The 22,467-nt window shown below is 70.1% G+C and carries 20 protein-coding genes; 5 read left to right on the forward strand and 15 right to left on the reverse strand.

The genetic code is table 11. The annotated features are described in order from the left end of the window. Nucleotides 1–22 precede the first annotated feature (22 nt). The 9 genes from thrC to ffh all read right to left on the reverse strand — a co-directional run bounded on the left by thrC (nt 23) and on the right by ffh (nt 8,487). Nucleotides 23–1,411, reverse strand: a complete 1,389-nt coding sequence (thrC, locus tag FIU88_RS15295) for a threonine synthase (RefSeq protein ID WP_152479785.1) — start codon at nt 1,409–1,411, stop codon at nt 23–25. Nucleotides 1,412–1,576: 165 nt separating this feature from the next. Further along, nucleotides 1,577–2,890 carry a homoserine dehydrogenase gene (locus FIU88_RS15300; RefSeq protein ID WP_026068599.1) on the reverse strand — a complete coding sequence of 438 codons (1,314 nt, stop codon included), beginning with the start codon at nt 2,888–2,890 and terminating at the stop codon, nt 1,577–1,579. 72 nt (nt 2,891–2,962) lie between these two features. Continuing rightward, a complete protein-coding gene (locus FIU88_RS15305; RefSeq protein WP_026068598.1) occupies nt 2,963–3,703 on the reverse strand; it encodes a DsbC family protein in 741 nt (246 codons plus the stop codon). Between the two features lie 3 nt (nt 3,704–3,706). Next, nucleotides 3,707–4,612: a site-specific tyrosine recombinase XerD gene (xerD, locus tag FIU88_RS15310; RefSeq protein WP_253742582.1), complete on the reverse strand. Its 906-nt coding sequence runs from the start codon at nt 4,610–4,612 to the stop codon at nt 3,707–3,709. Between the two features lie 111 nt (nt 4,613–4,723). After that, a complete protein-coding gene (gene rplS / locus FIU88_RS15315) occupies nt 4,724–5,080 on the reverse strand; it encodes a 50S ribosomal protein L19 (protein WP_016856358.1) in 357 nt (118 codons plus the stop codon). 153 nt (nt 5,081–5,233) lie between these two features. Continuing rightward, on the reverse strand, nt 5,234–5,998 hold the full coding sequence (gene trmD / locus FIU88_RS15320; RefSeq protein WP_016856357.1) for a tRNA (guanosine(37)-N1)-methyltransferase TrmD: 765 nt from the start codon (nt 5,996–5,998) through the stop codon (nt 5,234–5,236). Between the two features lie 17 nt (nt 5,999–6,015). After that, nucleotides 6,016–6,567, reverse strand: a complete 552-nt coding sequence (gene rimM / locus FIU88_RS15325) for a ribosome maturation factor RimM (RefSeq protein ID WP_152479786.1) — start codon at nt 6,565–6,567, stop codon at nt 6,016–6,018. A 37-nt stretch (nt 6,568–6,604) separates the two neighbouring features. Beyond that, nucleotides 6,605–6,853: a 30S ribosomal protein S16 gene (gene rpsP, locus FIU88_RS15330; RefSeq protein ID WP_016856355.1), complete on the reverse strand. Its 249-nt coding sequence runs from the start codon at nt 6,851–6,853 to the stop codon at nt 6,605–6,607. 206 nt (nt 6,854–7,059) lie between these two features. Then, entirely contained in the window at nt 7,060–8,487 is a 1,428-nt protein-coding gene (gene ffh, locus FIU88_RS15335) for a signal recognition particle protein (RefSeq protein ID WP_016856354.1), read from the reverse strand. Between the two features lie 220 nt (nt 8,488–8,707). Here ffh and FIU88_RS15340 point away from each other — a divergent pair, with 220 nt between their 5' ends. After that, nucleotides 8,708–9,508, forward strand: coding sequence for an inner membrane protein YpjD (locus tag FIU88_RS15340; RefSeq protein ID WP_152479787.1), 801 nt, complete (start codon nt 8,708–8,710; stop codon nt 9,506–9,508). Nucleotides 9,509–9,567: 59 nt separating this feature from the next. Further along, a complete protein-coding gene (locus FIU88_RS15345) occupies nt 9,568–10,854 on the forward strand; it encodes an HlyC/CorC family transporter (RefSeq protein ID WP_016856352.1) in 1,287 nt (428 codons plus the stop codon). 1 nt (nt 10,855) lies between these two features. Here the strand turns inward: FIU88_RS15345 and FIU88_RS15350 are convergent, their stop codons facing one another. Beyond that, on the reverse strand, nt 10,856–11,554 hold the full coding sequence (locus tag FIU88_RS15350; RefSeq protein ID WP_152480258.1) for a 1-acyl-sn-glycerol-3-phosphate acyltransferase: 699 nt from the start codon (nt 11,552–11,554) through the stop codon (nt 10,856–10,858). Nucleotides 11,555–11,562: 8 nt separating this feature from the next. Then, complete coding sequence (locus FIU88_RS15355) at nt 11,563–12,180, reverse strand: TetR/AcrR family transcriptional regulator (protein WP_016856350.1); 618 nt, start codon at nt 12,178–12,180, stop codon at nt 11,563–11,565. A 176-nt stretch (nt 12,181–12,356) separates the two neighbouring features. Here FIU88_RS15355 and FIU88_RS15360 point away from each other — a divergent pair, with 176 nt between their 5' ends. Beyond that, nucleotides 12,357–13,040, forward strand: coding sequence for an SOS response-associated peptidase (locus FIU88_RS15360; protein WP_016856349.1), 684 nt, complete (start codon nt 12,357–12,359; stop codon nt 13,038–13,040). After that, nucleotides 13,040–15,877: an insulinase family protein gene (locus FIU88_RS15365; RefSeq protein WP_152479788.1), complete on the forward strand. Its 2,838-nt coding sequence runs from the start codon at nt 13,040–13,042 to the stop codon at nt 15,875–15,877. Before FIU88_RS15360 ends, FIU88_RS15365 begins: the two co-directional genes overlap by 1 nt. 80 nt (nt 15,878–15,957) lie before the next feature. Here FIU88_RS15365 and sbcB read toward each other — a convergent pair whose 3' ends face one another. The 4 genes from sbcB to minC all read right to left on the reverse strand — a co-directional run bounded on the left by sbcB (nt 15,958) and on the right by minC (nt 19,410). Beyond that, nucleotides 15,958–17,448: an exodeoxyribonuclease I gene (gene sbcB / locus FIU88_RS15370; protein WP_152479789.1), complete on the reverse strand. Its 1,491-nt coding sequence runs from the start codon at nt 17,446–17,448 to the stop codon at nt 15,958–15,960. Between the two features lie 75 nt (nt 17,449–17,523). Further along, a complete protein-coding gene (gene minE / locus FIU88_RS15375; RefSeq protein ID WP_016856346.1) occupies nt 17,524–17,775 on the reverse strand; it encodes a cell division topological specificity factor MinE in 252 nt (83 codons plus the stop codon). Beyond that, nucleotides 17,772–18,590 carry a septum site-determining protein MinD gene (minD, locus tag FIU88_RS15380; protein ID WP_016856345.1) on the reverse strand — a complete coding sequence of 273 codons (819 nt, stop codon included), beginning with the start codon at nt 18,588–18,590 and terminating at the stop codon, nt 17,772–17,774. Before minD ends, minE begins: the two co-directional genes overlap by 4 nt. A 73-nt stretch (nt 18,591–18,663) precedes the next feature. After that, nucleotides 18,664–19,410: a septum site-determining protein MinC gene (gene minC / locus FIU88_RS15385; protein WP_026068595.1), complete on the reverse strand. Its 747-nt coding sequence runs from the start codon at nt 19,408–19,410 to the stop codon at nt 18,664–18,666. A 258-nt stretch (nt 19,411–19,668) separates the two neighbouring features. On the opposite strand from minC, the gene FIU88_RS15390 reads away from it, so the two are divergent. Next, nucleotides 19,669–22,452: a DUF349 domain-containing protein gene (locus FIU88_RS15390; protein WP_152479790.1), complete on the forward strand. Its 2,784-nt coding sequence runs from the start codon at nt 19,669–19,671 to the stop codon at nt 22,450–22,452. Nucleotides 22,453–22,467 lie beyond the last annotated feature (15 nt).

Consider the following 22,467-nt stretch of genomic DNA (forward strand, 5'->3'; position numbering starts at 1 on the left):
CGGCCTGCGAGCCAGGACCGACTCAGCGCCGGTTGTCGGCCACGAACTTCTGCACCTCGGCGAGCTCGGCCGGCAGCACGCTGTAGCGCTCCTCGCGCTCCAGCAGGTCGTCCATGTGCGGCGGCAGCGGCACGCCCGGGAAGCCGGCCTTGACCACCGCCTCGGCGAACTTGGCCGGGTGCGCGGTGGCCAGGGTGATCATCGGCACGCTCTCGTCGCCGCGCTCGCGCTCGGCGGCGCGATAGCCGGTGGCGGTGTGCGGGTCGAGGATCTCCTGGGTGCGGTGATGCGCCTCGCGGATCACCTCCAGGATGGTGGCATCGTCGATGCTGTGGCTGGCGAACATCTCGCGCAGCCGCGCCAGCGGCGCATCGGCCAGCGCCGAGGGCTCGTCCTGGAAGCGCTCGAGTAGCGCGTCCACGGCGGCGCCGTCGCGCTGGTAGGCCTCGAACAGCAGGCGCTCGAAGTTGGACGACACCACGATGTCCATGGACGGCGCCAGGGTCGCGACCAGCTCCTTCTTGGAGAAGTCGTTGTCGGCCAGGGTGCGGTGCAGGATGTCGTTGGCGTTGGTGGCGATCACGAAGCGCTCGACCGGCAGGCCCATGCGGTAGGCCATGTAGCCGGCGAAGACGTTGCCGAAGTTGGCCGACGGCACGCAGAAGCTCACCTTGCGGTGCGGCGCGCCCAGCGCCACGGCGGAGGCCACGTAGTAGACGATCTGGGCCATGATGCGCGCCCAGTTGATCGAGTTCACCGCCACCAGCCGGGTGCCGTTCAGGAAGTCCTGGTTGGCGAAGCTGGCCTTGACCATGGCCTGGGCGTCGTCGAAGTTGCCCTCGATGGCGACGTTGAAGACGTTGTCCGCCAGCACGGTGGTCATCTGGCGACGCTGGACCTCGGACACCCGCTGGTGCGGGTGCAGGATGAAGATGTCCAGGTTGTCGCAGTGGCGGCAGCCCTCGATGGCGGCCGAACCGGTGTCGCCGGAGGTGGCGCCCATGATCACCGCGCGCTCGCCGCGCTTGTCGAGGAAGTGGTCGAGCAGCCGGCCGAGCAGCTGCAGGGCCACGTCCTTGAACGCCAGCGTCGGGCCGTGGAAAAGCTCGAGCAGGAAGTGGTTGGCGTCGAGCTGGTTCAGCGGCACCACGGCGTCGTGGCTGAAGGTGGCGTAGGCGTCGCGGACGATCTCGCGGAAGGTGTCGTCGTCGATCTCGCCGCCCACGTAGGGCTGCATCACCCGGAAGGCGATCTCGGCGTAGGAGCAGCCGGCCATGTCGGCCAGCTGCTCGTGGCTCAGCCGGGGGACGGTCTCGGGCACGTAGAGGCCGCCGTCGCTGGCCATGCCGGTGAGCACGACCTCCTCGAAGGAGAGCGCGGGCGCCTGCCCGCGAGTACTGATATAGCGCATTGTTCGATTCCTTTGCTCGCTCGGGACCGACCCGGCGACAAGCCTTCGAGGAGGCGCTGAGCCCCCATCCCTGGGCGCTACCGACGCCATCCCTGGCGCAGGACCTCCTCTACGGCCTATCCCCGGCGTCCCGCGTTGCCAGCGATAGCCGCGCGGCCGATATGATTAGTTCTCTTCCAGCGACTCGACGCGAATGCGAGTGACGGAACCGGCGATGTCGGCCATGGCCTCGATCTTGCGGATCGCCTCGTTCATATGCTTCTCGCGGGTGCGGTGGGTCATCAGGATGATCGGCACCAGCTCGCCCTCGGTCGCCTCCTTCTGGATCAGCGCCTCGATGGAGATGCCTTCCTCGGAGAGGATGGTGGCGACGCGGGCCAGCACGCCGGGGCGGTCGACCGCCAGCAGGCGCAGGTAGTAGGCGGTGCTGATCTCTTCCATGGCCAGGATCGGCGGCTGGTCGGCGTTCTCGCCGATGCCGCTGAAGGCCAGGTAGGGCACGCGGTAGTGGTGATCGGTGGCGATGTCGCGGGCCACGTCGAGCACGTCGGCGACCACCGCGGAGGCGGTCGGCTCGGCGCCGGCGCCGGCGCCGTAGTAGAGGGTCGGGCCCACGGCGTCGCCCATCACGGCGATGGCATTCTTGACGCCGTGCACGTTGGCCAGCAGCCGCTCCTTGGGAATCAGGGTCGGGTGCACGCGCAGCTCCAGCCCCTCGTCGGTGCGCTTGGAGATGCCCAGGTGCTTGATGATGTAGCCCAGGTTGTCGGCCTGCTCGACGTCCTCGGCGGTGACCCGGGAGATGCCCTCGGTGTAGGCCTTCTCGAACTGCAGCGGCACGCCGTAGGCGATGGAGGCCAGGATGGTCAGCTTGTGGGCGGCGTCGATGCCTTCGACGTCGAAGGTCGGGTCGGCCTCGGCGTAGCCCAGCGCCTGGGCCTCGGCCAGCACGTCCTCGAAGGCGCGGCCTTCGTCGCGCATGTGGGTGAGGATGAAGTTGCCGGTGCCGTTGATGATGCCGGCCAGCCACTCGATGCGGTTGGCGCCGAGGCCCTCGCGCAGCGACTTGATCACCGGGATGCCGCCCGCCACCGCGGCCTCGAAGGCCACGATCACGCCCTTCTCGTGGGCGGCCTGGAAGATCTCGTTGCCGTGCACCGCGATCAGCGCCTTGTTGGCGGTGACCACGTGCTTGCCGTTGTCGATGGCGGTCAGCACCAGCTCGCGGGCCACGTCGTAGCCGCCGATCAGCTCGACGACGACGTCGATGTCGGGGTTGGCCGCGACCTCGAAGATGTCCTGGGTGCTCTTGATGCCGGTGACGTCACACTCGGGATTGGGCGTGCGGTAGGCCACCTGCTCGATGACGATCGGGCGCCCCGCCCGACGAGCGATCTCGTCGGCGTTGCGCGTCAGTACGTTGAAGGTCCCGCCACCGACGGTGCCCAGGCCACAGATTCCCACTCTCACCGGTTTCAATGTCTTTCCCCTCGTTACTGCTAGTGTCTCAGCGTTGGTCGGCCTCAAGGGCCGGTGCGCGCTCGGTGGCGCCTATTGCTCGTTCAGGCCCAGCATGGTCGCCAGGCGTTCGGCCGGCACGTAGCCGGGCACCAGGCGCCCGTCGGGCAGCACGATGGCCGGGGTGCCCTGCACGCCCAGCTGCATGCCCAGATGATACTGTTCCTCGACCGGATTGTCGCAGCTTGCGTTGCCCTCGAGCGCCTCTTCGCGCTTGGCCGCCGACATCGCCTCGCTGGGATTGTCCGCGCACCATACCCGCTGCAGCTCGCGGGCGCCCGGCGAGCTCATGCCGCCACGCGGGAAGGCCAGGTAATCGACCTCGATGCCCATCTCGTTGAGGCGCGGCACCTCCTCGTGCAGGCGACGGCAGTAGGGGCAGGTGGTGTCGGTGAACACCGTGACCCGTGCCTTCGGCGCGTCGGTGCCGCGGAACACGACCCGCTCGTCGTCGGGGATCGCCGCCACCCGCGCGGCCCGCTCGGCGTTGCGCGACTGCTCGGAGAGGTTCACCAGCCCGCCCTCGGCGTTCTCGTAGAGGTCGCCGACCAGGAAGTAGTCGCCCTCGGCGTCGGTGTAGAAGCGCTCGCCGGTCTCCAGGCGCACCGCGTAGAAGCCTTCCAGCGGCGTTTCCTCGATGCGCTCCACCGGCATCTGCTGGCCATCGACGGCGAGCCGCTCGGTCAGCCGCTCGATGGCCGGATCCTGGGCCAGGGCGGGGAGTGACAGGGCGGCGAGCATGCCGCCGGCGACAACACGGGAGATGGGTCTCATGATTCAGCCTCGGGGATGATGATCGGCGTGCAGGGCCTCGAGCCGGGCCTGCGCGACATGGGTATAGATCTGCGTGGTCGACAGGTCGCTGTGACCGAGCAGCAGCTGTACGACACGCAGGTTGGCCCCATGATTCAACAGATGGGTGGCGAAGGCGTGGCGCAGGGTGTGCGGCGACAGCGGCCGGTCGATGCCGGCGACCAGCGCATGGGCCTTGATGCGATGCCAGAAGGCCTGCCGGGTCAGGCAGGCGTCGCCGCGGCCGGGGAACAGCGCCGGCCGCGACGGATCGTCCATCAGCGCCGCACGCCCGGTGCGCAGGTAGCGCGACAGCCAGTCCAGCGCCTCCTCGCCGAGCGGCACCAGGCGCTCCTTGTCGCCCTTGCCCCGCACCCGCACCACGCCCTGGCGCAGGTTGACGGCGTCGGTGGTCAGCCCGACCAGCTCACTGACGCGCAGCCCGGCCGCGTAGAGCACCTCGAGCATGGTGCGATCGCGCAGGCCCAGGTCGCTACCGAGGTCCGGCGCGGCCAGCAGCCGCTCCACCTCCTCCTCTTCCAGGGTGTCCGGCAGCGACGGCCGGGCCGGCGGCAGCTTCACCTCGGCGATGGGGTCGTGGTCGATGCGCCCCTCGGCCAGCGCCCAGCGATAGAAGCGGCGCAGGCTCGACAGCAGCCGGGCATTGCTGCGCAGCTTATAGCCGTCCTCGCGCCGGACGTCGAGCCAGGCCGGCAGGGCCTCGCCACCGGGCGCCAGCAGCGCGGCATCGCGCCCGTCGAGCCAGGCCGCCCAGGCGGTCAGGTCGCGGCGGTAGGCCGCCAGGGTGTTGTCGCTGGCGCCCTCCCCCAGCCACAGGTCGTCGAGGCAGGCCTCGATCAGCGCCAGGGCCTCGTCAGCGATGGTCGTCATGGCGCTCCTCGGTCCCTGAACGACGAAACCCCGCCCCGCGGCTGCGGTGACGGGGTTTCGATGTCACGCGGACTGACACGCCGCGTCACCACTGGCCGGTGAGGCGTTGCCTCAGGCCAGCTTTTCCTTGATGCGGGCGGACTTGCCGCTGCGCTCGCGGAGGTAGTACAGCTTGGCCTGGCGAACGTCGCCGCGACGCTTGACGCTGATGGAGTCGACCAGCGGGCTGTAGGTCTGGAAGGTACGCTCGACGCCGACGCCGTGAGACACCTTGCGCACGGTGAAGGCGGAGTTCAGGCCGCGGTTACGCTTGCCGATGACGACGCCTTCGAAGGCCTGCAGGCGCTCGCGGCTGCCTTCCTTGACCTTGACCTGAACGGTCACGGTGTCGCCCGGGGCGAATTCCGGCACTTCCTTGCTCATCTGCTCGGCTTCGAGCGCCTGGATCACCTTGTTCTTGCTGCTCATGACATAACTCCTCGATAACATACATGATTCGTCGATCCGGCAGTGGGTGGCCGACGAATCGTGATCCCGGCGCTCGAATGCCTCGAGGCGCGGGAGTCCTGTTGGTGACGCAGGTCACGGCCGCTGCGGGCGCGTCCTGCACCTCCGCCTGACCTACTCGCTTTCGGCCAGCGCGTACTCCTCGATGAACTCCTTGAGCAGAGTCTGCTGCTCGGCGTCCAGCGTCCTGCCCTCGAGCAGGTCGGGTCGCCGGAGCCAGGTCCGCCCCAGGGACTGCTTGAGCCGCCAGCGCCGGATGGCGCCATGGTGGCCGCTGAGCAGGACATCCGGCACCCGTCGCCCGTCGATCACCTCGGGGCGCGTGTAGTGCGGACAGTCCAGCAGTCCGTCGTTGAAGGAGTCCTCGACCGCGGAATCCTGATGGCCCAGCACGCCAGGCACCAGCCTTGCCGCGGCATCGATCAGCACCATCGCCGGCAGCTCGCCGCCGCTCAGCACATAGTCGCCGATCGACCATTCTTCATCGATGTCGGCTTCAACGACCCGTTCATCGATGCCTTCGTAGCGTCCGGCCACCACCACCAGGGGGGGGCCTTCCGCCAGCTCCTGCGCGCCGCGCTGATCCAGCTGACGCCCCTGGGGCGAAAGATAGATCACCTTCGGGCGCTGCCCGGTGGCGTCCTCGGCCCGCTCGCGGGCATCGTGGATGGCCGAGCGCAGGGTGTCGACCTTCATCAGCATCCCCGGTCCGCCGCCGTAGGGGCGGTCGTCCACGGTGCGATGCCGGTCGGTGGCGTAGTCCCGGGGATTCCAGAACTCCAGGGCGATCTGCCCCTTGTCCACCGCTCTGCCCGTCACGCCCTGACGGGTCAGCGCCTCGAACATCTCGGGGAACAGCGATACCACGCCGACCCACATGGAGGCGTCGCTGCGACTCAAAAGTCCGGATCCCAGTCGACGGTCATCACGCCGGCCTCAAGATCCACCTTCTGCACGACCTCGTCGGGCAGGAAGGGCAGCAGTCGTTCGCGATCGTCGATGGCGTCGCCGTCACGCCCCTTCACGACCATGACGTCGTTGGCGCCGGTCTCGAAGAGGTAGTCGACGCGGCCCAGCCTGACGCCGTCACGGGTCACCACCCGCAGGCCTTCCAGCTGGTACCAGTAGAAGTCATCGTCGCCGTCGAGCGCGGGCAGCTCGGCCGTGGGCAGCAGCACTTCGGCGCCGGCCAGGGCCTCGGCCTGATCTCGACCGTCGACGCCTTCCAGGCGGGCCACCAGGCCCTTGCCCTGCGGGCGTCCCTGGACGAGACGATAGCGCACGAGACGGCCCTGATGGCGCAGCACCCACTCGTCATAGTCGAGGATGCCTTCCATCGGGCTGGTGTACGAATACACCCTCAGCCAGCCCTTCACACCGTAGGGGCTGGTCAACTTGCCCAGCACCACGTGCTCATTGGCCGGTGTCGGCTCGACGCCTGCGCTCATCGCGATCCTGCCTCAGACATTCGGGACATCAGGCCGATCAGGCCTGCTTGCGGGCTTCCTTGACCAGCTCGGCAACGCGGCCGGACAGCTGGGCGCCCTGGTCCTGCCAGTGCTGAATGCGATCGAGGTCGACGCGCAGACGCTCTTCCTGGCCGCGGGCGACCGGGTTGAAGAAGCCGAGACGCTCGATGAAACGGCCGTCACGAGCCTTGCGGGAATCGGTCACGGTGAGGTGGTAGAAGGGACGCTTCTTGGCGCCACCACGTGCCAGACGAATGGTAACCATGCGTTGACTGTCCTTCGGTTGAGTTACGGAGGTTGTCGGTCGGGGCCAGGCCCTCGACAGTCGGATCGACCGCACCCCGGAGGGTGCGCCGCCGGGTGTTCGGTCACGAGAAGGCCCGCGAAAAACGCGGACTTGCCAGTGAAGACGCCGCATTCTACGGAAATCTCCCCGGCTTGGAAACCTTTTTGGGCCGCGAGCCGGGCGCCTCAGCGCCGCGGCAGGCCACCGCCCGGGCCGCCCATGCCGCCGGGACCGCCCATTCCCCCCATGCCGCCGGGGCCTCCCGGGCCGCCTCCCATCATGCCGGACATGCCGCGCATCATCTTCTGCATGCCGCCCTTCTTGCCGGCCTTCTTCATCATCTTCTGCATCTGCTTGTGCTGCTTGAGCAGGCGATTGAGGTCCGGCACCTGCAGGCCGGCACCGGCGGCGATGCGGCGCTTGCGCGAGCCGTTGATGATGTCGGGGTTGCGGCGCTCCTTGGGCGTCATCGAGTTGATCAGCGCCTCGAGCTTGCCCATCTCCTTCTCGGGACCCGGGCCCTGGGCCATCTCGGCCATCTGGCCCATGCCGGGCAGCTTGCCGAGCAGGCCGCCCATGCCGCCCATCTTCTTGAGCTGCTGGAGCTGGTCGCGGAAGTCCTCGAGGTCGAAGCCGTCACCCTTCTTGACCTTCTTGGCCAGCTTCTCGGCCTGCCCCTTGTCGACGGTGCGCTCGGCCTCCTCGATCAGCGACAGCACGTCGCCCATGCCGAGGATGCGCGAGGCCACGCGGTCCGGGTGGAAAGGCTCGAGGGCGTCGACCTTCTCGCCCACGCCCATGAACTTGATCGGCTTGCCGGTGATGTGGCGCACCGACAGCGCCGCGCCGCCGCGGGCGTCGCCGTCGGCCTTGGTCAGGATCACGCCGGTCAGCGGCAGCGCCTCGTGGAAGGCCTTGGCGGTGTTGGCGGCGTCCTGGCCGGTCATGGAGTCGACCACGAACAGCGTCTCGTCCGGCGACACGGCGTTCTCGAGGGCCTGGATCTCGGCCATCATCGCCTCGTCGATGGCCAGGCGGCCGGCGGTGTCGACGAGCACCACGTCGTGGAACTGGATCTTGGCGTGCTTGATCGCCGCCTCGGCGATGGCCACCGGCTGCTGATCGCTGCTCGACGGGAAGAAGTCGACCTCGACCTCCTTCGCCAGCGTCTCGAGCTGGTCGATGGCCGCCGGACGGTAGACGTCCGCGGAGACCACCAGCACCTTCTTCTTCTCGCGCTCGCGCAGGTAGCGCGCCAGCTTGGCCACGGAGGTGGTCTTGCCCGCGCCCTGCAGGCCGGCCATCAGCACCACCGCCGGGCGGCCCTTGAGCGACAGGCCCTCATTGGCCTCGCCCATGATCGCCTCGAGCTCCTGCTGGACGATCTTGACGAACTGCTGACCCGGCGAGAGGCTCTTCGAGACCTCCTGACCCACGGCACGCTCGCGCACCCGGTCGATGAACGCCTTGACCACCGGCAGGGCGACGTCGGCCTCGAGCAGCGCCCGCCGGACCTCGCGCAGGGTGTCCTTGACGTTGTCTTCGGTCAGGCGCGCCTGACCCTTGATCGATTTGAGCGTCTGGGACAGACGATCGCTGAGATTCTGAAACATGGGGCCTCTCCGCAAACGATGGCCTGGGAAGCCGCATCAGCCCCCGGCATGGCGCGTCCGGGCGGGACTTTCCCACAATGGGGCAAAATTATACGCCTTGTGGCCGCGAGTCTCCATGGCAGCGGCCCGCGCCCGGCTGGGCGGCACGCGGAGGATTCGGTATAGTGGCGACTCCATTTCCTCTCGCTGGACGCTGGCGAAGGCGCACGGATAGCCATCGATGTACGCGCTCCCTCTGGCCCTGGTGGCCTTCATCTTCTACATCGCCGCCGCTTCCTGGCAGGGCCTGACCCTGTTTCGACGCGTGGCGCCGCGCGACACCCTGGTCCGCGGCCTCGGGGCCGCCGGCCTGCTCTGCCACCTGCCGCTGGCCGTGGGCCTGCTCGACCAGGGCGCCTCCCTGCTGCCGGGCTTCTCGACCAGCGTGGTGCTGGCCGGCGCCCTCGCCGTGCTGGTGCTGCTGCTGGTCAGCCTGTTCAAGCCGGTGCTCAACGTCGCCACCGGCCTCTTCCCACTGGCCGGCGCGGTGCTGCTGCTGGCCGCCGAATGGCCGAGCCCCGAGAAGGGGGCAGGCATGACCCCGGGCATCGCCCTTCACGCCCTCAGCGCGGCGCTGGCTTTCGCCCTGCTGGCCATCGCCGCCGTCCAGGCGGTGCTGCTCGGGGTGCAGAACCAGGCCCTTCGCCACCATCACATCCGCGGCGTGGTCCAGTCGCTGCCGCCGCTCACCACCATGGAGCGGGTGCTGTTCGAGCTGCTCTGGGGCGGCATGATCCTGCTGACCCTGTCGATCGCCAGCGGCTTCGTCTTCGTCGACAACATGTTCGCCCAGCACCTGGTGCACAAGACGGTGCTGTCGCTGGCCGCCTGGGTGATCTTCGCCGCCCTGCTGATCGGCCACCATCGCCAGGGCTGGCGCGGCATGCGCGCGGTGCGCTGGACGCTGGGCGGCTACCTGATGCTGCTGCTGGCCTATTTCGGCAGCAAGTTCGTGCTCGAGATCCTGCTGGCGCGTTCTTGACACCATCGGGCCCCGTCCCTACAACTCAAGCCTTGATACGCGATTGAGGACCCTTCGACTTGAACGACGACTTCCCCCTGGGATTGCTGTTCGGCCTGCTGCTGCTGCTCATCTGCCTCTCTGCCTTCTTCTCGAGCTCCGAGACCGGCATGATGTCGATCAACCGCTACCGCCTGAGCCACCGGGCCAACGAAGGGGAGCGCCGGGCCCGGCGGGTGATGCGTCTGCTCGGTCGCCCCGACCGCCTGATCGGCGTGATCCTGATCGGCAACAACTTCGTCAACAACCTCGCGGCCTCGATTGCCACCATCATCGCGATTCACTTCTTCGGTGAGGTCTCCGGGCCGGCCGTCGCCACCAGCCTGCTGACCATCGCCATCCTGATCTTCGCCGAGGTCACCCCCAAGACCTACGCCGCGGTGAAGCCGGAGCGCATCGCCTACCCGGCCTCGCGGATCCTGGAGCCGCTGCTCAAGCTGCTCTACCCGCTGGTATGGCTGGTCAATGCCATCTCCAACGGCCTGCTGCGGCTGCTCGGGGTCAAGACCCTCGAGGGCGGCGGCGACAACCTGACCCGCGACGAGCTGCGCACCGTGGTCCACGAGGCGGGGCCGCTGATCCCGCGCCGCCACCAGGCCATGCTGGTGTCGATCCTCGACCTCGAGAACGTCACGGTGAACGACATCATGGTGCCCCGCCACGAGGTGATGGGCATCGACCTGGACGACGACCTCGACGCCATCCTGACCCAGATCCGCACCAGCCAGCACACCCGCGTGCCGGTCTACAAGGGCGACATCAACAACATCATCGGCATGCTGCACCTGCGCAACGCGGCGCGCTTCCTGTCCCGCGGCGAGGTGACCAAGGCGGCCATCGTCCAGGAGGCCCGGGAGCCCTATTTCATTCCCGAGTCGACGCCGCTGCACACCCAGCTGCTCAACTTCCAGAAGCAGAAGCGACGCATCGGCATCGTGGTGGACGAGTACGGCGACGTGGAAGGACTGGTGACGCTGGAGGACATCCTCGAGGAGATCGTCGGCGAGTTCACCACCGACGTGGCCGGCCAGGATCAGGAGATTCACCCCCAGGACGACGGCAGCCACGTCATCGACGGCACCGCCAACATTCGCGACATCAACAAGTCGCTGGGCTGGCAGCTGCCCACCGACGGCCCCAAGACCCTCAACGGCCTGATCCTCGAGCACCTGGAGTCCTTCCCCGACGGCCCGACCTGCCTGCAGATCGGCGCGGTGCGCATGGAACTCCTCGAGGTGCGCGACAACCTGATCACCTCGGCGCGCTGCTGGCAGGCGGTGCGCCTCCCCGCCGCGGCCAACGCCTGACTCAGCGGCGGGAGCGCCCCGCCGCCCACTCGTCGGCCTCGCCCTTCAGCGCCCTGACCCTCTCCTCCAGCCGCTGGCGATCGGCCTCGGCCGGCGCCAGCGGGGCACCGAAGTAGAGCGCCACCCGGGCCCGAAAGCGCCGCGGCGGCGTGCCCAGGGCCCGGCCGTGGCAGTGCGAGGTCCAGGAGCCCCATAGCCCGGCCAGCCCCGCCGGCACCACCGGCACCGGATCGCGGGCCAGGATCAGGTCCAGGCCACGCCGGAAGGGATGAATCTCGCCGTCCTTGGTCAGCCGCCCCTCGGGAAACACCATCACCACCTCGCCGGCGCGCAGCGCCTGGCTGACCTGATCCAGCGAGCGTCGCAGCCCGCCCGGGTCGCGGCGCTCGGAGTCCACCGGGATCGCCCCCGCCAGCTTGAACAGCCAGTGCAGCCAGGGCGACTCGTAGATCGGCCGGTCCATCAGGAAGCGCAGCGGTCGCGGGCTGGCGCCGCCCACCACCAGGGCGTCGACGAAGCTGACGTGATTGCAGACCACCAGGGCAGGGCCATGGGCGGGAAGGTGGCGGCGGCCGCGGAAGCGCAGCCGATAGAGCAGATGGATGATCAGGAACACCAGCCGACGCAGCACGCGGCGCGGCGAGCGCAGGCACCAGCCCAGCACGGCGGCCACCGCCAGGGTGGGAAGCCCCCAGGCCATCAGGGCGGTCAAGAGATGTCGGACCCCGCCTTCAGGCCGGCCAGCAGGGTCGTGAGCAGCTTGTCGAGCAGCTCTTCCACCTCCAGCGGCTCGCTTTGCCAGTAGCCGAGGCGCTCGTTGAGCCCCAGCTGCACCAGGCCATGGACGCTGCCCCACAGGGTCCGCCCCAGCCGGCGCGCCTCGAGGTCGTCGAGCGTCGGCTGGTATTCCTTGAGCGTGCTCTCGACGCGCAGGAACAGCGCCTCGATCATGTCGTTCTGGCGCTGGTCCAGCTCGCCCTCCTGGGCCAGCGGGTAGTCGAACATCAGCTGCCAGCGGAACGGTTCGCGGCGGGCGAACTCCCAGTAGGCCCTGGCCAGCGCCTTGATGCGATCGTCCGGCGCCGCCTCGTCGAGCAGCGGATCGATGGCGGCGCGCAGGCTCGCCAGCGACTCGATGTTCACGTGCTGCAGCAGGTTGCCGAAGCTGCCGTAGAGCTTGAGCAGCGTGCTGGGGGCACAGCCGACGTCACGCGCCAGGGAGCGCAGCGACAGCGTATGCACGGGCCGCTCCTGCAGCCAGGCATCGCAGGCCGACATCACCTGGGCATGAAGCGCCTCGGGGGCGTGCTGTCTGGGACGGGCCATCGGCATCCTCGCGGGCCGGGCCGGTGCCACCCGGGGGCGACACCGGCCACGATCTGAAATGAAAACACTGTTTCCGCTAGCATATCGCGCCTGAAGCGCAACGCAAGTCCGCGCCGAGACGCTTTCCTGGCCGACACGTCTTGGTTACCCTGACGCCCCCAGTCCGCGGAGGTTCCATGGCCGGTCGTCTCTACATTCCGCCGCTCGACCTCAAACGCCTGCTACCCGACCTGGGCGTGGACGACGCGCCGATCACCGGCGTCAACCTGGCGCCGCGCCAGCCGCTGTCGATGATCCGCCTCGAGGCCGGCCGACCGCGCCTGGGCCGGGCCTTCTGGGGCCTCACCCCGCCCTGGCTGGAGGTGCTCGACCACGCGCCGCACTGTGCCCGGGCCGAGTCGATCGCCTCGCGCCCGATGTTCCGCGAGGCCTTCGCCGCCCGGCGCTGCCTGGTGCCGGCGGGCGGCATCTACGTCTGGAAACCCCAGCCCCGGGCCAAGCAGCCCTTCCTGGTGACCCGCGCCGATCGCGGCCCGCTGCTGCTGGCCGGGCTGTGGTGCCGCTTCCATACCGATCTCACCGCCCATCACGACTCCCTGGCCCTGATCACGGTGCCGGCCAACGACCTGCTGTCGCCGCTCACCGATCGCCTGCCGGCGGTGATTCCGCCGGCCCGGGCCGAGCAATGGCTCGATCCGGCGACGCCAGCGGCGACGCTTCACGAGATGCTGACGCCGGCAGCCGGGGAACTGTTGGGCGCCTTTCCGGTATCAAGACGTGTGAACGATCCCGGCTGCCAGGAGGCCGCCTGCGCCCACCCGACCGGCCCCATGCTGCGCCGCCCTCCCAAGGAGAGATGATGATCCGATACTTCCGCCCTCGCCTGGCGCTGCCCCTCGCCCTGGCCACGGCCCTGCTGCCGGCGCTCGCCGCCCCGCCGGCCGCCGCCGACGAGGCGCCGGCGACGGTCGACACCCCGCTCACCAGCCCCTCGGACGATCGCGACTACCGGACGCTGACGCTGGACAACGGCCTCACCGTGCTGCTGGTCAGCGACCCCGAGGCGGACAAGGCCGCCGCCTCGCTGAACGTGGACGTGGGCAGCGCCCAGGACCCGGACGACCTGGCCGGCCTGGCCCACTACCTGGAACACATGCTGTTCCTCGGCACCGAGGCCTATCCCGAGGCCGACGCCTACCAGAGCTACCTGTCGCGCCACGGCGGCCAGCACAACGCCTACACCGCCTCCCAGGACACCAACTATTTCTTCTCGGTAGACCCAGAGGCCCTGGACGGCACCCTGGACCGCTTCAGCCACTTCTTCGTCGACCCGCTGTTCAACGCCGACCGGCTGGCCAGCGAGCGCCAGGTGGTGCACTCCGAGTACCAGGCCCGCAAGCGCAATGCCGGCCGCCGCCACGCCTCGGTGCTCGAGGCGCTGCTGAACCCGGAACACCCGACGACCCGCTTCTCGGTGGGCAGCAACGAGACCCTGGCCGAGCGGCCGGAGGGCGAGCCGCCGCTGCGCCAGCGCGTGATCGACTTCTACCAGCGGCACTACGGCGCCAACGTCATGCACCTGGCGGTGGTCGCGCCCCAGCCCCTCGACGAGATCGAGCGCCTGGTGCGCGAGGACTTCGCCGACGTCCCCGACCGCGGCCTGTCGCGCCCCGAGATCGCCACCCCGCTGGCGACGCCGGCGCAGACGCCCGCCGCCGCCGAGCTGCATTCGCTGCGTGACGACCGCCGCCTGACCTTCTACTTCCCGACCCCCGATCCCGAGACGGCCTATCGCCTGAAGCCGGCCAGCTATCTAGCCAACCTGCTGGGCCACGAGGGGGAAGGCAGCCTGCTCGACGCCCTGCGCGAGGCCGGCTGGGCCGATGGCCTCTCCGCCGGCACCACCCGCGGCGACGGCGACGACGCGCTGTTCAGCGTCGACATCAGCCTGACGCCGGAGGGCGCGAAGCACCGCGACCGCATCCAGGCCAGCCTGTTCGCCGCCATCGCCGCGATCCGCGACCACGGCGTCGAGGCCTGGCGCTACGACGAGCAGGCCCGCCTCGCCGAGCAGGACTTCCGCTTCCAGGAGCACGGCAGCGCCCTGAACACCGCCATGCGCCTGGCCACCGGCCTGTCCCGCTATCCGCTCGAGGACGTCATCTACGCCCCCTATCGCATGGATGGCTTCGACGCCGAGCGCATCAACGAATGGCTGGACGCGCTGCGCCCCGCCAACATGCTGCGCCTGTACAGCGGCCCCGAGGTCGAGGGCGACGAGCAGACGCCCTGGTTCGACGTCGGCTGGTCGCCGGCCGACCCCGGCGCCGGCGAGGCCGAGCCCCTGGCCGGCCTCGCGCTGCCCGAGCCCAACCCCTACGTGGCCGAGGACCTCACCCTGCTGGACGGCAAGGACGAGGCGCCGGTGCAGCGCATCGACACGCCCGAGTTCGCCTTCTGGCAGATGCGCGACGACAGCTTCGACACGCCGCGGGTCGAGTGGCGCTTCAGCCTGCAGCACCCCGATGCCAGCCGCGACGCGCGGGACGCGGCCCTGTCGCGCCTGCTCGCCGGCTGGCTCGGCGACAGCCTCAACGAGGCGCTCTACCCCGCCCGCCTGGCCGGCCACGGCTTCGAGGCCTATGCCCACGCCCGCGGCATCACCCTGTCGTTCTCCGGCTGGCGGGACGGTCAGCAGGCGCTGATCGAGCGGGTGCTCGAGCAGCTGCAGCACGGCACCATCGAGGCCGCCGACGTCGCCCGGGTCCGCCACCAGCTGCGTCAGCGCTGGCGCAACGCGCCCCAGGACGATCTCTATCGCCAGGCCGGCCGCACCCTGACCGAGGCGCTGATCCGCCCGCAGTGGTCGCCGGAGGCGCTGCTCGACGCCAGCGACGCGCTGGACGCCGAGGCGCTGCGCGCCTTCCGCGACGACTTCCTGGCCGACCTGCACCTGGAGGCCATGGCCGTGGGCAACCAGGAGGCCGAGGCCGCGACCCGTCAGGCCCGGGCGGTGGCCGAGGCGCTGTCGCCGCGACTGCCGACCTCGGCGATCCCCGAGCTGACGCCGCTGCGCGTCGGCGAGGGCCTGCCGGCGCTGACCCCTGACACCGCCCGCGACGAATACCTGGTGATGCGCTATCTCCAGGGGCCGGACCGCTCGCTGGACAGCCAGGCCCGCCTGGCGGTGCTCGGCCGCCTGCTGGAGACGCCCTTCTATCAGCAGCTGCGCACCGAGCAGCAGCTCGGCTACGTGGTCAACGCCGGCTATCGGCCGCTGCTCGACGCCCCGGGTCTCGGCTTCCTGGTGCAGTCCCCCGGCACCGACAGCGCCACCATCCAGCAGCGCATCGACGCCTTCCTGAGCGGCTTCGGCGATCGGCTGGGCGGGCTCGACGACGCGGCCCTGGCGCCCTACCGCCAGGCGGTCCACGACGACCTGCTGACCCGCGACCCCAGCCTCTCGGCCCGCACCAACCGGCTGTGGCAGGCCCTGGCCGTCAGCGACGGCGACTTCGAGCGCCGCCGGCGCCTGGCCGAACGCGCCCTGACGGTGACGCCCGAGGCGCTGCGCGAGCTGTGGCCGAGCCTGGTCGACGGCGCCGCGGTGCAGATCACCCACGACCCGGGCGACGCCGCCAGCGACGTCATGGCGCTCAAGGCCGACCTGCCGCCGCTGCCCGACGGCGACGACTGAGGGTTCTCTTCCCCGACACGACGACGCCCGGCCGCTTGGCCGGGCGTCGTCGTTCACGGGCAACGAAAGGGGGCGTCGAGTCAGCCGAAGGCCTGGGCCGGCATCATCGCCTCCACGTGCATCACCAGCTCCTCGAGGATCTGGCGCTCGCGGTCGCCGAGCGCGCCCTGGTTCAGGCGGTCGATCTCGCGGGCGAACTCCTTGAGCGTGAAGCCGGCCACGGCGGCGTCGTTCATGCGCTCCCAGCGGAAGGCCTCCCAGCGCGCCTGCTCCTCGCCGGTCAGGGTGTCCGGATAGCTGCGCGCGCGGTAGCGGAACAGCATCTCCTCCAGCCGCGGATCCTGGAAGGCGAAGCCGGCGCCCACCAGATCCCAGGGATCGGCGGCCCGCACCCGCTCCATCTGCTGGCGGTCCGAGGGCGAGAAGAAGCCGCCGGCGTAGAGCATCAGGTCGGGATCATGGGGCGGCTCGGGCGGCGGCGCGGCGAACACCTCGCTGACCCGGGCGATCACCTCGGGATGATCGGCCAGGGTCTTCCAGTGGCGGCGACAGGCGGCCATGTCCAGGGTGAGGCGCTCGACAATATCGCCGTACTCGCCCTGACGGGGGCCGGCGACGTCCTTGAGCGCGCTGGCGGGCAGCACCACCGGGCACTTGTTGATGTGGATGACCTTGAGCGGGATGCGCGACTCGCCCTCGGCCAGGTCGTCGTTGCTGACGAAGACCCGCTCGCGAATCTGCTCGGGCGTGAGCGTCAGCAGCGGCTCGGGATCCACCGAGAGGTCGTAGACGATCACCCCGTTGGGATTGGTGGGATGCTCGGCCAGCGGCATCACCAGCGCGCTGCAGCCGCGGCTGGCCGGATAGCGCCGCGAGACGTGCAGCACCGGCTTGCGGCCCGGCACGTCGAGCTGGCGCGCCACCTGGCGCTTGCCGCGCTGGGCCAGCAGGTAATCGAAGAGCTTGGCGTTGCTGTCGCGAAGCCGCTTGGCCAGGGCGATGGTCGCCCGCACGTCGGCCAGGGCATCGTGGGCGCCGGCATGCTCGATGCCGTTGGCGGCGGTCAGGTGCTCGAGCTTGAAGCTCGGCGAACCGTCATCGCGGGTCGGCCACTCGATACCCTCGGGACGCAGGGCGTGGAAGGCCCGCACCACGTCGATCAGGTCCCAGCGCGAGTTGCCGTTCTGCCACTCCCGGGCATAGGGATCGAGCAGGTTGCGGTAGAACAGGTGCCGGCCGACCTCGTCGTCGAAGCGCACGTTGTTGTAGCCCACCACGCAGGTGCCGGGCTGGCTCATGGCGTCCATCACGCGGCCGGCGAACTCGGCCTCGGGAAGCCCGCGGCGGCGCGCCTGCTGGGGCGTGATGCCGGTGATCAGGCAGGCCTGGGGATGCGGCAGGTAGTCGTCGGCGGGCTTGCAGAACAGCTCGATGGGCTCGCCGATCTCGTTGAACTCGGCGTCGGTGCGAATCGCCGCGAACTGGGAGGGCCGATCGCGGCGCGGGTCGGCCCCGAAGGTCTCGTAGTCGTGCCAGAGGAAGGTCAGGGGGGCGGCTTGCGACTTCGCCATGGGCGAGCTCTCCGAGCGGGCATAGGAAAACGGCCCCCAAGCCTAGCACAGGGGGCACGACGACTCAGCCGCCGCTCAGCCTCTGGGCAGGGTGACGTTGAGCTCCAGCACCGAACAGTTGTCCTCGCTGTCGAGGGAGATGTTGACCGCCTCGTCGTCGACCTGGACGTAGCGGCGAATCACCTCCAGCAGCTCCTGCTCGAGCATCGGCATGTAGTCCGGCTGACCGCGCTGGCTGCGCTCGTGCGCGACGATGATCTGCAACCGCTCCTTGGCGACGGAGGCGGATTTCTTGCGCTCGCGCTTCAGGAATTCGAGTAGCTTCACCGGCGATTTCCTCCGAACATGCGGCTGAGCAGCCCCTTCTTCTGATACTGGTGGAACCGCAGCGGCACGTCTTCTTCCATCAGGCGGGCCACGGTGTCGGAATAGGCCTGGCCCGCATCGCTCTGATCGTCATGGGTGACCGGCACGCCCTGGTTCGAGGCCCGCAGCACCGCCTCGGACTCGGGAATCAGGCCGACCAGCTTGATGGCCAGGATCTCCTGAATGTCCTCGAGATTGAGCATGTCGCCGCTGTCGACCCGGTTCGGATTGTAGCGGGTGATCAGCAGGTGCTCCTTGATCGGCTCCTCGCCGCGCTCGGCGCGACGGGTCTTGGAGGACAGCAGCCCGAGGATGCGGTCGGAGTCGCGCACCGAGGAGACCTCGGGGTTGGTGACCACGATCGCCTCGTCGGCGAAGTACATCGCCAGCTGGGCGCCGCGCTCGATGCCCGCCGGCGAATCGCAGACGATGTAGTCGAAGTCCTTGTTCAGCGTGTTGAGCACGGTCTCGACGCCTTCCAGCGTCAGGGCGTCCTTGTCGCGGGTCTGGGAGGCCGGCAGGATATGCAGGTTGTCGACCCGCTTGTCGCGGATCAGCGCCTGGTTGAGCCCGGCCTCGCCCTGGATGACGTTGACCAGGTCATAGACCACGCGTCGCTCGCAGCCCATGATCAGGTCGAGATTACGCAGCCCCACGTCGAAGTCGATGACCGCGGTCTTCTGGCCCCGCAGCGCCAGGCCCGTCGCGATGGCGGCCGCACTGGTTGTCTTGCCGACCCCGCCCTTGCCGGAGGTCACAACGATGATCTTGGCCAAGTGTCACATCCTGTCTGTCATGTAATGGAGAGGGCGACCCGCACCGGCGAGCCGCCGAATCGTCGCCCGCGCATCAGTCCAGCGGGGCGATGCCCAGCTGATCGTGGTCCAGGCGCACCTGAACCCCGGTGCCCAGCAACCGGGGATCGATGTCCTCCAGCCGCTTGTAGTTGCCGGCCACCGAGAGCAGCTCGGCGCGCAGCTCGCGGCAGAAGATCGCCGCCCCGGCATCGCCGTGGATGCCGGCCAGGGCCCTGCCGCGCAGGGCGCCATAGACATGGACGCTGCCCCCGGCCAGCACCTCGGCGCCGGCATTGACCGCGCCCACGACGACCAGATCGCCCTCCGGCGCGGTGACCTGCTGCCCGGAGCGGACCGTGCCGCGATAGATGCGGCCCACCGCGCCGGCGGCCGGGGCCGGCTCGTCCACCACGGGCGCCTCTTCCACCGGCTCGTCGGCGGTCGGCACGCTCTCCAGGGTGCGCGGCCGGCCGGCCTCCTGAGGCGGAAACCAGCCGAGCCCCAGCGCCCAGGACGACTGCTTGACCGGGTCCGTCCCGCCGCGCACCGCCACCGGCAGCAGCTTGTGGGCCCGGCACACGGCGCAGATGCGCTCGAGCGCCAGATGCGGCTCGTCGAGCTGCTCGACGCTGAGCACCACCGGGGTGTGCTGGAAGAAAGCGGGTGACTGGCTGAGCTTGCCGGCGAGCTGTTCGCGAATGCGTTCGGGGTCGGCGCTGGTCAGTTCCATGACCGTCATCGGCAGCATGCCGCCCTTGAAGGTGAAAGCCATCCCATCCCTGTCCACTTTGAGGCTCATGGCCGAACTCCACGTCGGATGATGGTCGGGGACCTGCTCACAAGCTATGCGAGTCCCCCCGATCCCGCAACCGATCATATGTCACGCTCGGGCGACTTGTCAGTGTCTCGTAACGGCTACAGTCGGGCATCGCGCCCTTTTACTGGCGGCACGCCGCATGCTTAGATAATTCAATGATACCGCGCCATTGCGAGGCGTCTCACGTTTCAGCGCGCCGGTCCGTCAACCCAGGCTCGCCGGCCTATCTCAGGACCCCCCATGTCAGGACTCCTTCGCCGCCTGTTCGCCCCCCGCTGGCAGCACCCCGACCCCGAGGTGCGCCGCCAGGCCATTGCCCGCCTCGACCCCGCACACGCCTCCCAGCTCGCCCACCTCGAGCGCCTCGCGACGGACGCCGATCCCGGCGTTCGTCGCGAGGCGCTGGCCCGGCTCGAGGACCCACAGCGGCTGCTGGCCCTGCGCCAGCAACGGGGCGAGACCCCGGAACTGCGCGAGCGGCTGGCGGGGCTACTGAGCGGCCGCGCCGGTGAGCTGGACCTGCCCGCCCGCATCGCCCTGGTCGAGGCCCTGGACGACACCGCCCTGGCCGAGCGCATCGCCCTGGAAGGCGACAATCAGCAGCTGCGCCTGGCCGCCCTCGCCCGCCTCGACGACGAGGACATGCTGATCCGCCAGGCCTGCGAGAACGGCATCGCCGCCGTGCGCCAGGCGGCCGCGGCCCGGGTCGAGAGCGAGGCCGGCCTGCAGCGCCTGATCCAGGGCGCCAGGCGCGACCGCCAGGTGATGCGTCAGGCCCGGGAGCGCCTGCAGCGGCGGCGTGCCGATGCGGCCTCGCTGGCCGAGGCTCGGGAACGCCGCGAAGCGCTGCTGGGCAAGCTGGAGACCCTCGGCCACGCCACCTGGGAGCCGATGTTCGGCGCTCGCTTCCGCCACCTGATGCGCGAATGGGCGAGCCTGTCCGATCTCCCCGACGCCGAGCAGGAACGCCGCTACCAGGAGGCCTGCCTGCGCTGCCGCAAGACCCTCAGCGACCACGAGGCCCACGAACAGGCCCAGGACGCCGCCGAACGGCGTCGCGAGGACGCCGACCAGGCCCGCGAGGCGCTGATCGACGCCCTGGAAGAAAGCCTCGACGGCCTGCATCACGGCGAACGCCTGGCCGATCAGGACATCGCCAGCCTGCGCGCCCAGAAGCAGCTGCTGGCGACCCGCTGGCAGGCGCTCTCCGAACAGCATCTCGCCGACGAGGCGCTGCGCCAGCGCTACGACGCGGCGCTGGCGGACTTCGCCCGCATCGTCGAGGCCCGGGAGCGCCTCGACGAGCGCGCCGAGGCCATCGAACACGCCCTGCGCGACGGCGACGATGAGCGGCTGGCCGAACTCGTCGAGGGCTGCGACTGGCCCGATGACCTGCCGCCCTCGCCGCTGCTGCAGCGCGCCGGCTGGCGCCTGGCCGACGAGGCCGGCGACGAGGCCGAGCCCGACGACCTCGAGGCCCGCCTGACCCGCGTCGGCGATGACCTGGACCGCCTGCAGCGGCTGCTCGACAACGGCGCCTTCAAGGGCGCGAACCGGCTCCACCAGAGCCTGCGCCAGCAGGTCGACCACCTGCCCGAGGCCCGCCGCGGCGAGCCGGCCGCCCGGCTCAAGCGCCTCGGCGCCCGGCTGGCCGAGCTGCGCGACTGGCGCGGTTTCGTCGCCGGGCCCAAGCGCACCCAGCTGTGCGAGGCCATCCAGGCCCTGGCCGAGGACGAGGAACTGGACGACGCCGAGCTCGACCGCCGCCACCGCCGGCTGGTCAAGGAATGGCGAGACCTGGGCGACGCCGCCGCCAACCGCGAACAGTCCACCGCCTTCCGGGCCGCCTCCGACCGCATCCACGAACGCCTGCGCGAGTGGCGAACCCATCAGGACCGCCAGCGGCAGGCCAACCTGACGGCCCGCCAGACCCTGTGCGACCAGCTCGAGCACCTGCTCGACCAGCCCGCCGCCGCGGCCGACCCGGACGCGCTGCGCGAGATCCGCGACCGCGCCCGCCAGCAGTGGCGGCGACTGTCGCCGGTGCCGCGCGCGGAATCCGAGGCCATCGGCCGCCGCTTCGGCCGCATCCGCCACGCCCTCCAGGCGCTGATCGAGAAGCGCGCCGGCGAGATCGCCGAGGCCAAGCGCGGGCTGATCGAGGAGGCCCGGCGCCTGCGCGACGGCGACCAGCCACCGAAACGCCGCGCGGAGCAGGCCAAGGCCCTCCAGCGCCGCTGGCGCGAGCTGGGTCGCGCGCCCAAGGGCGAAGAACAGGCGCTGTGGCGGGACTTCCGCCACCTGTGCGACGAGATCTTCGCCCAGCGTGACGCCGACCGCAGCGACCAGGCCCAGCGCAACCGCGCCCGGCTCGACGCCATGCAGGCGCTGATCGATCGCCTGGATGCCTGGCAGCCGGTACGCAGCGACGACACGGTGCCGCTCGACGAGGCCCTCCAGGAAGCCGCGGCGCTGGAGCCGCTGCCCGCCGGGCGTCGCGGCGAGGGCATGCGCCGCCGCTGGTCCGGCATCGTGCGCGCCCGCCGCGATCGGCTGTCACGCCTGGCGCTGGCCGAGGTGGTCGAGCGCTGGCGCCGGGCCCGGCCGCTGCTGGAGGCTCATCTGGAAGCGGATGCGGCCGCGCAGGACGGCGACGACGCCCGTGAGGTGCCGGCCCCGGACGAGCTGCCTGCCGCGCTGCGAAAGGCCCACGACACGCGCAACGCCGCCCGCCGCGATCCTCCTCCCGCCGCCGAGGTCGAGGAGCGCCTGGCGCGGCTGCGCGTCCACCTGGCGCTGCTGGCCGGCGACACCAGCCACCGCCAGGACGACCCGCTGCGGCTGGCCATCCAGGTCGAGCGGCTCAACGAGACCCTCGGGCACACGCCCTCCCGGGTCGAGGAGCTGCGCGGCGTGCTGATCGAGCTGCTGGCCACCGGCCCGGTCTCGCCGACGCTGTGGGAACGCGAGGTCGGCGAACTCGATCACACGCTGGAGAGCCTGACGCGGCTGCCGCCGCCCTGAGCCTCGCGTCGGCGA

The organism is Halomonas sp. THAF12, from assembly GCF_009363675.1.
Lineage (GTDB): Bacteria > Pseudomonadota > Gammaproteobacteria > Pseudomonadales > Halomonadaceae > Halomonas > Halomonas smyrnensis.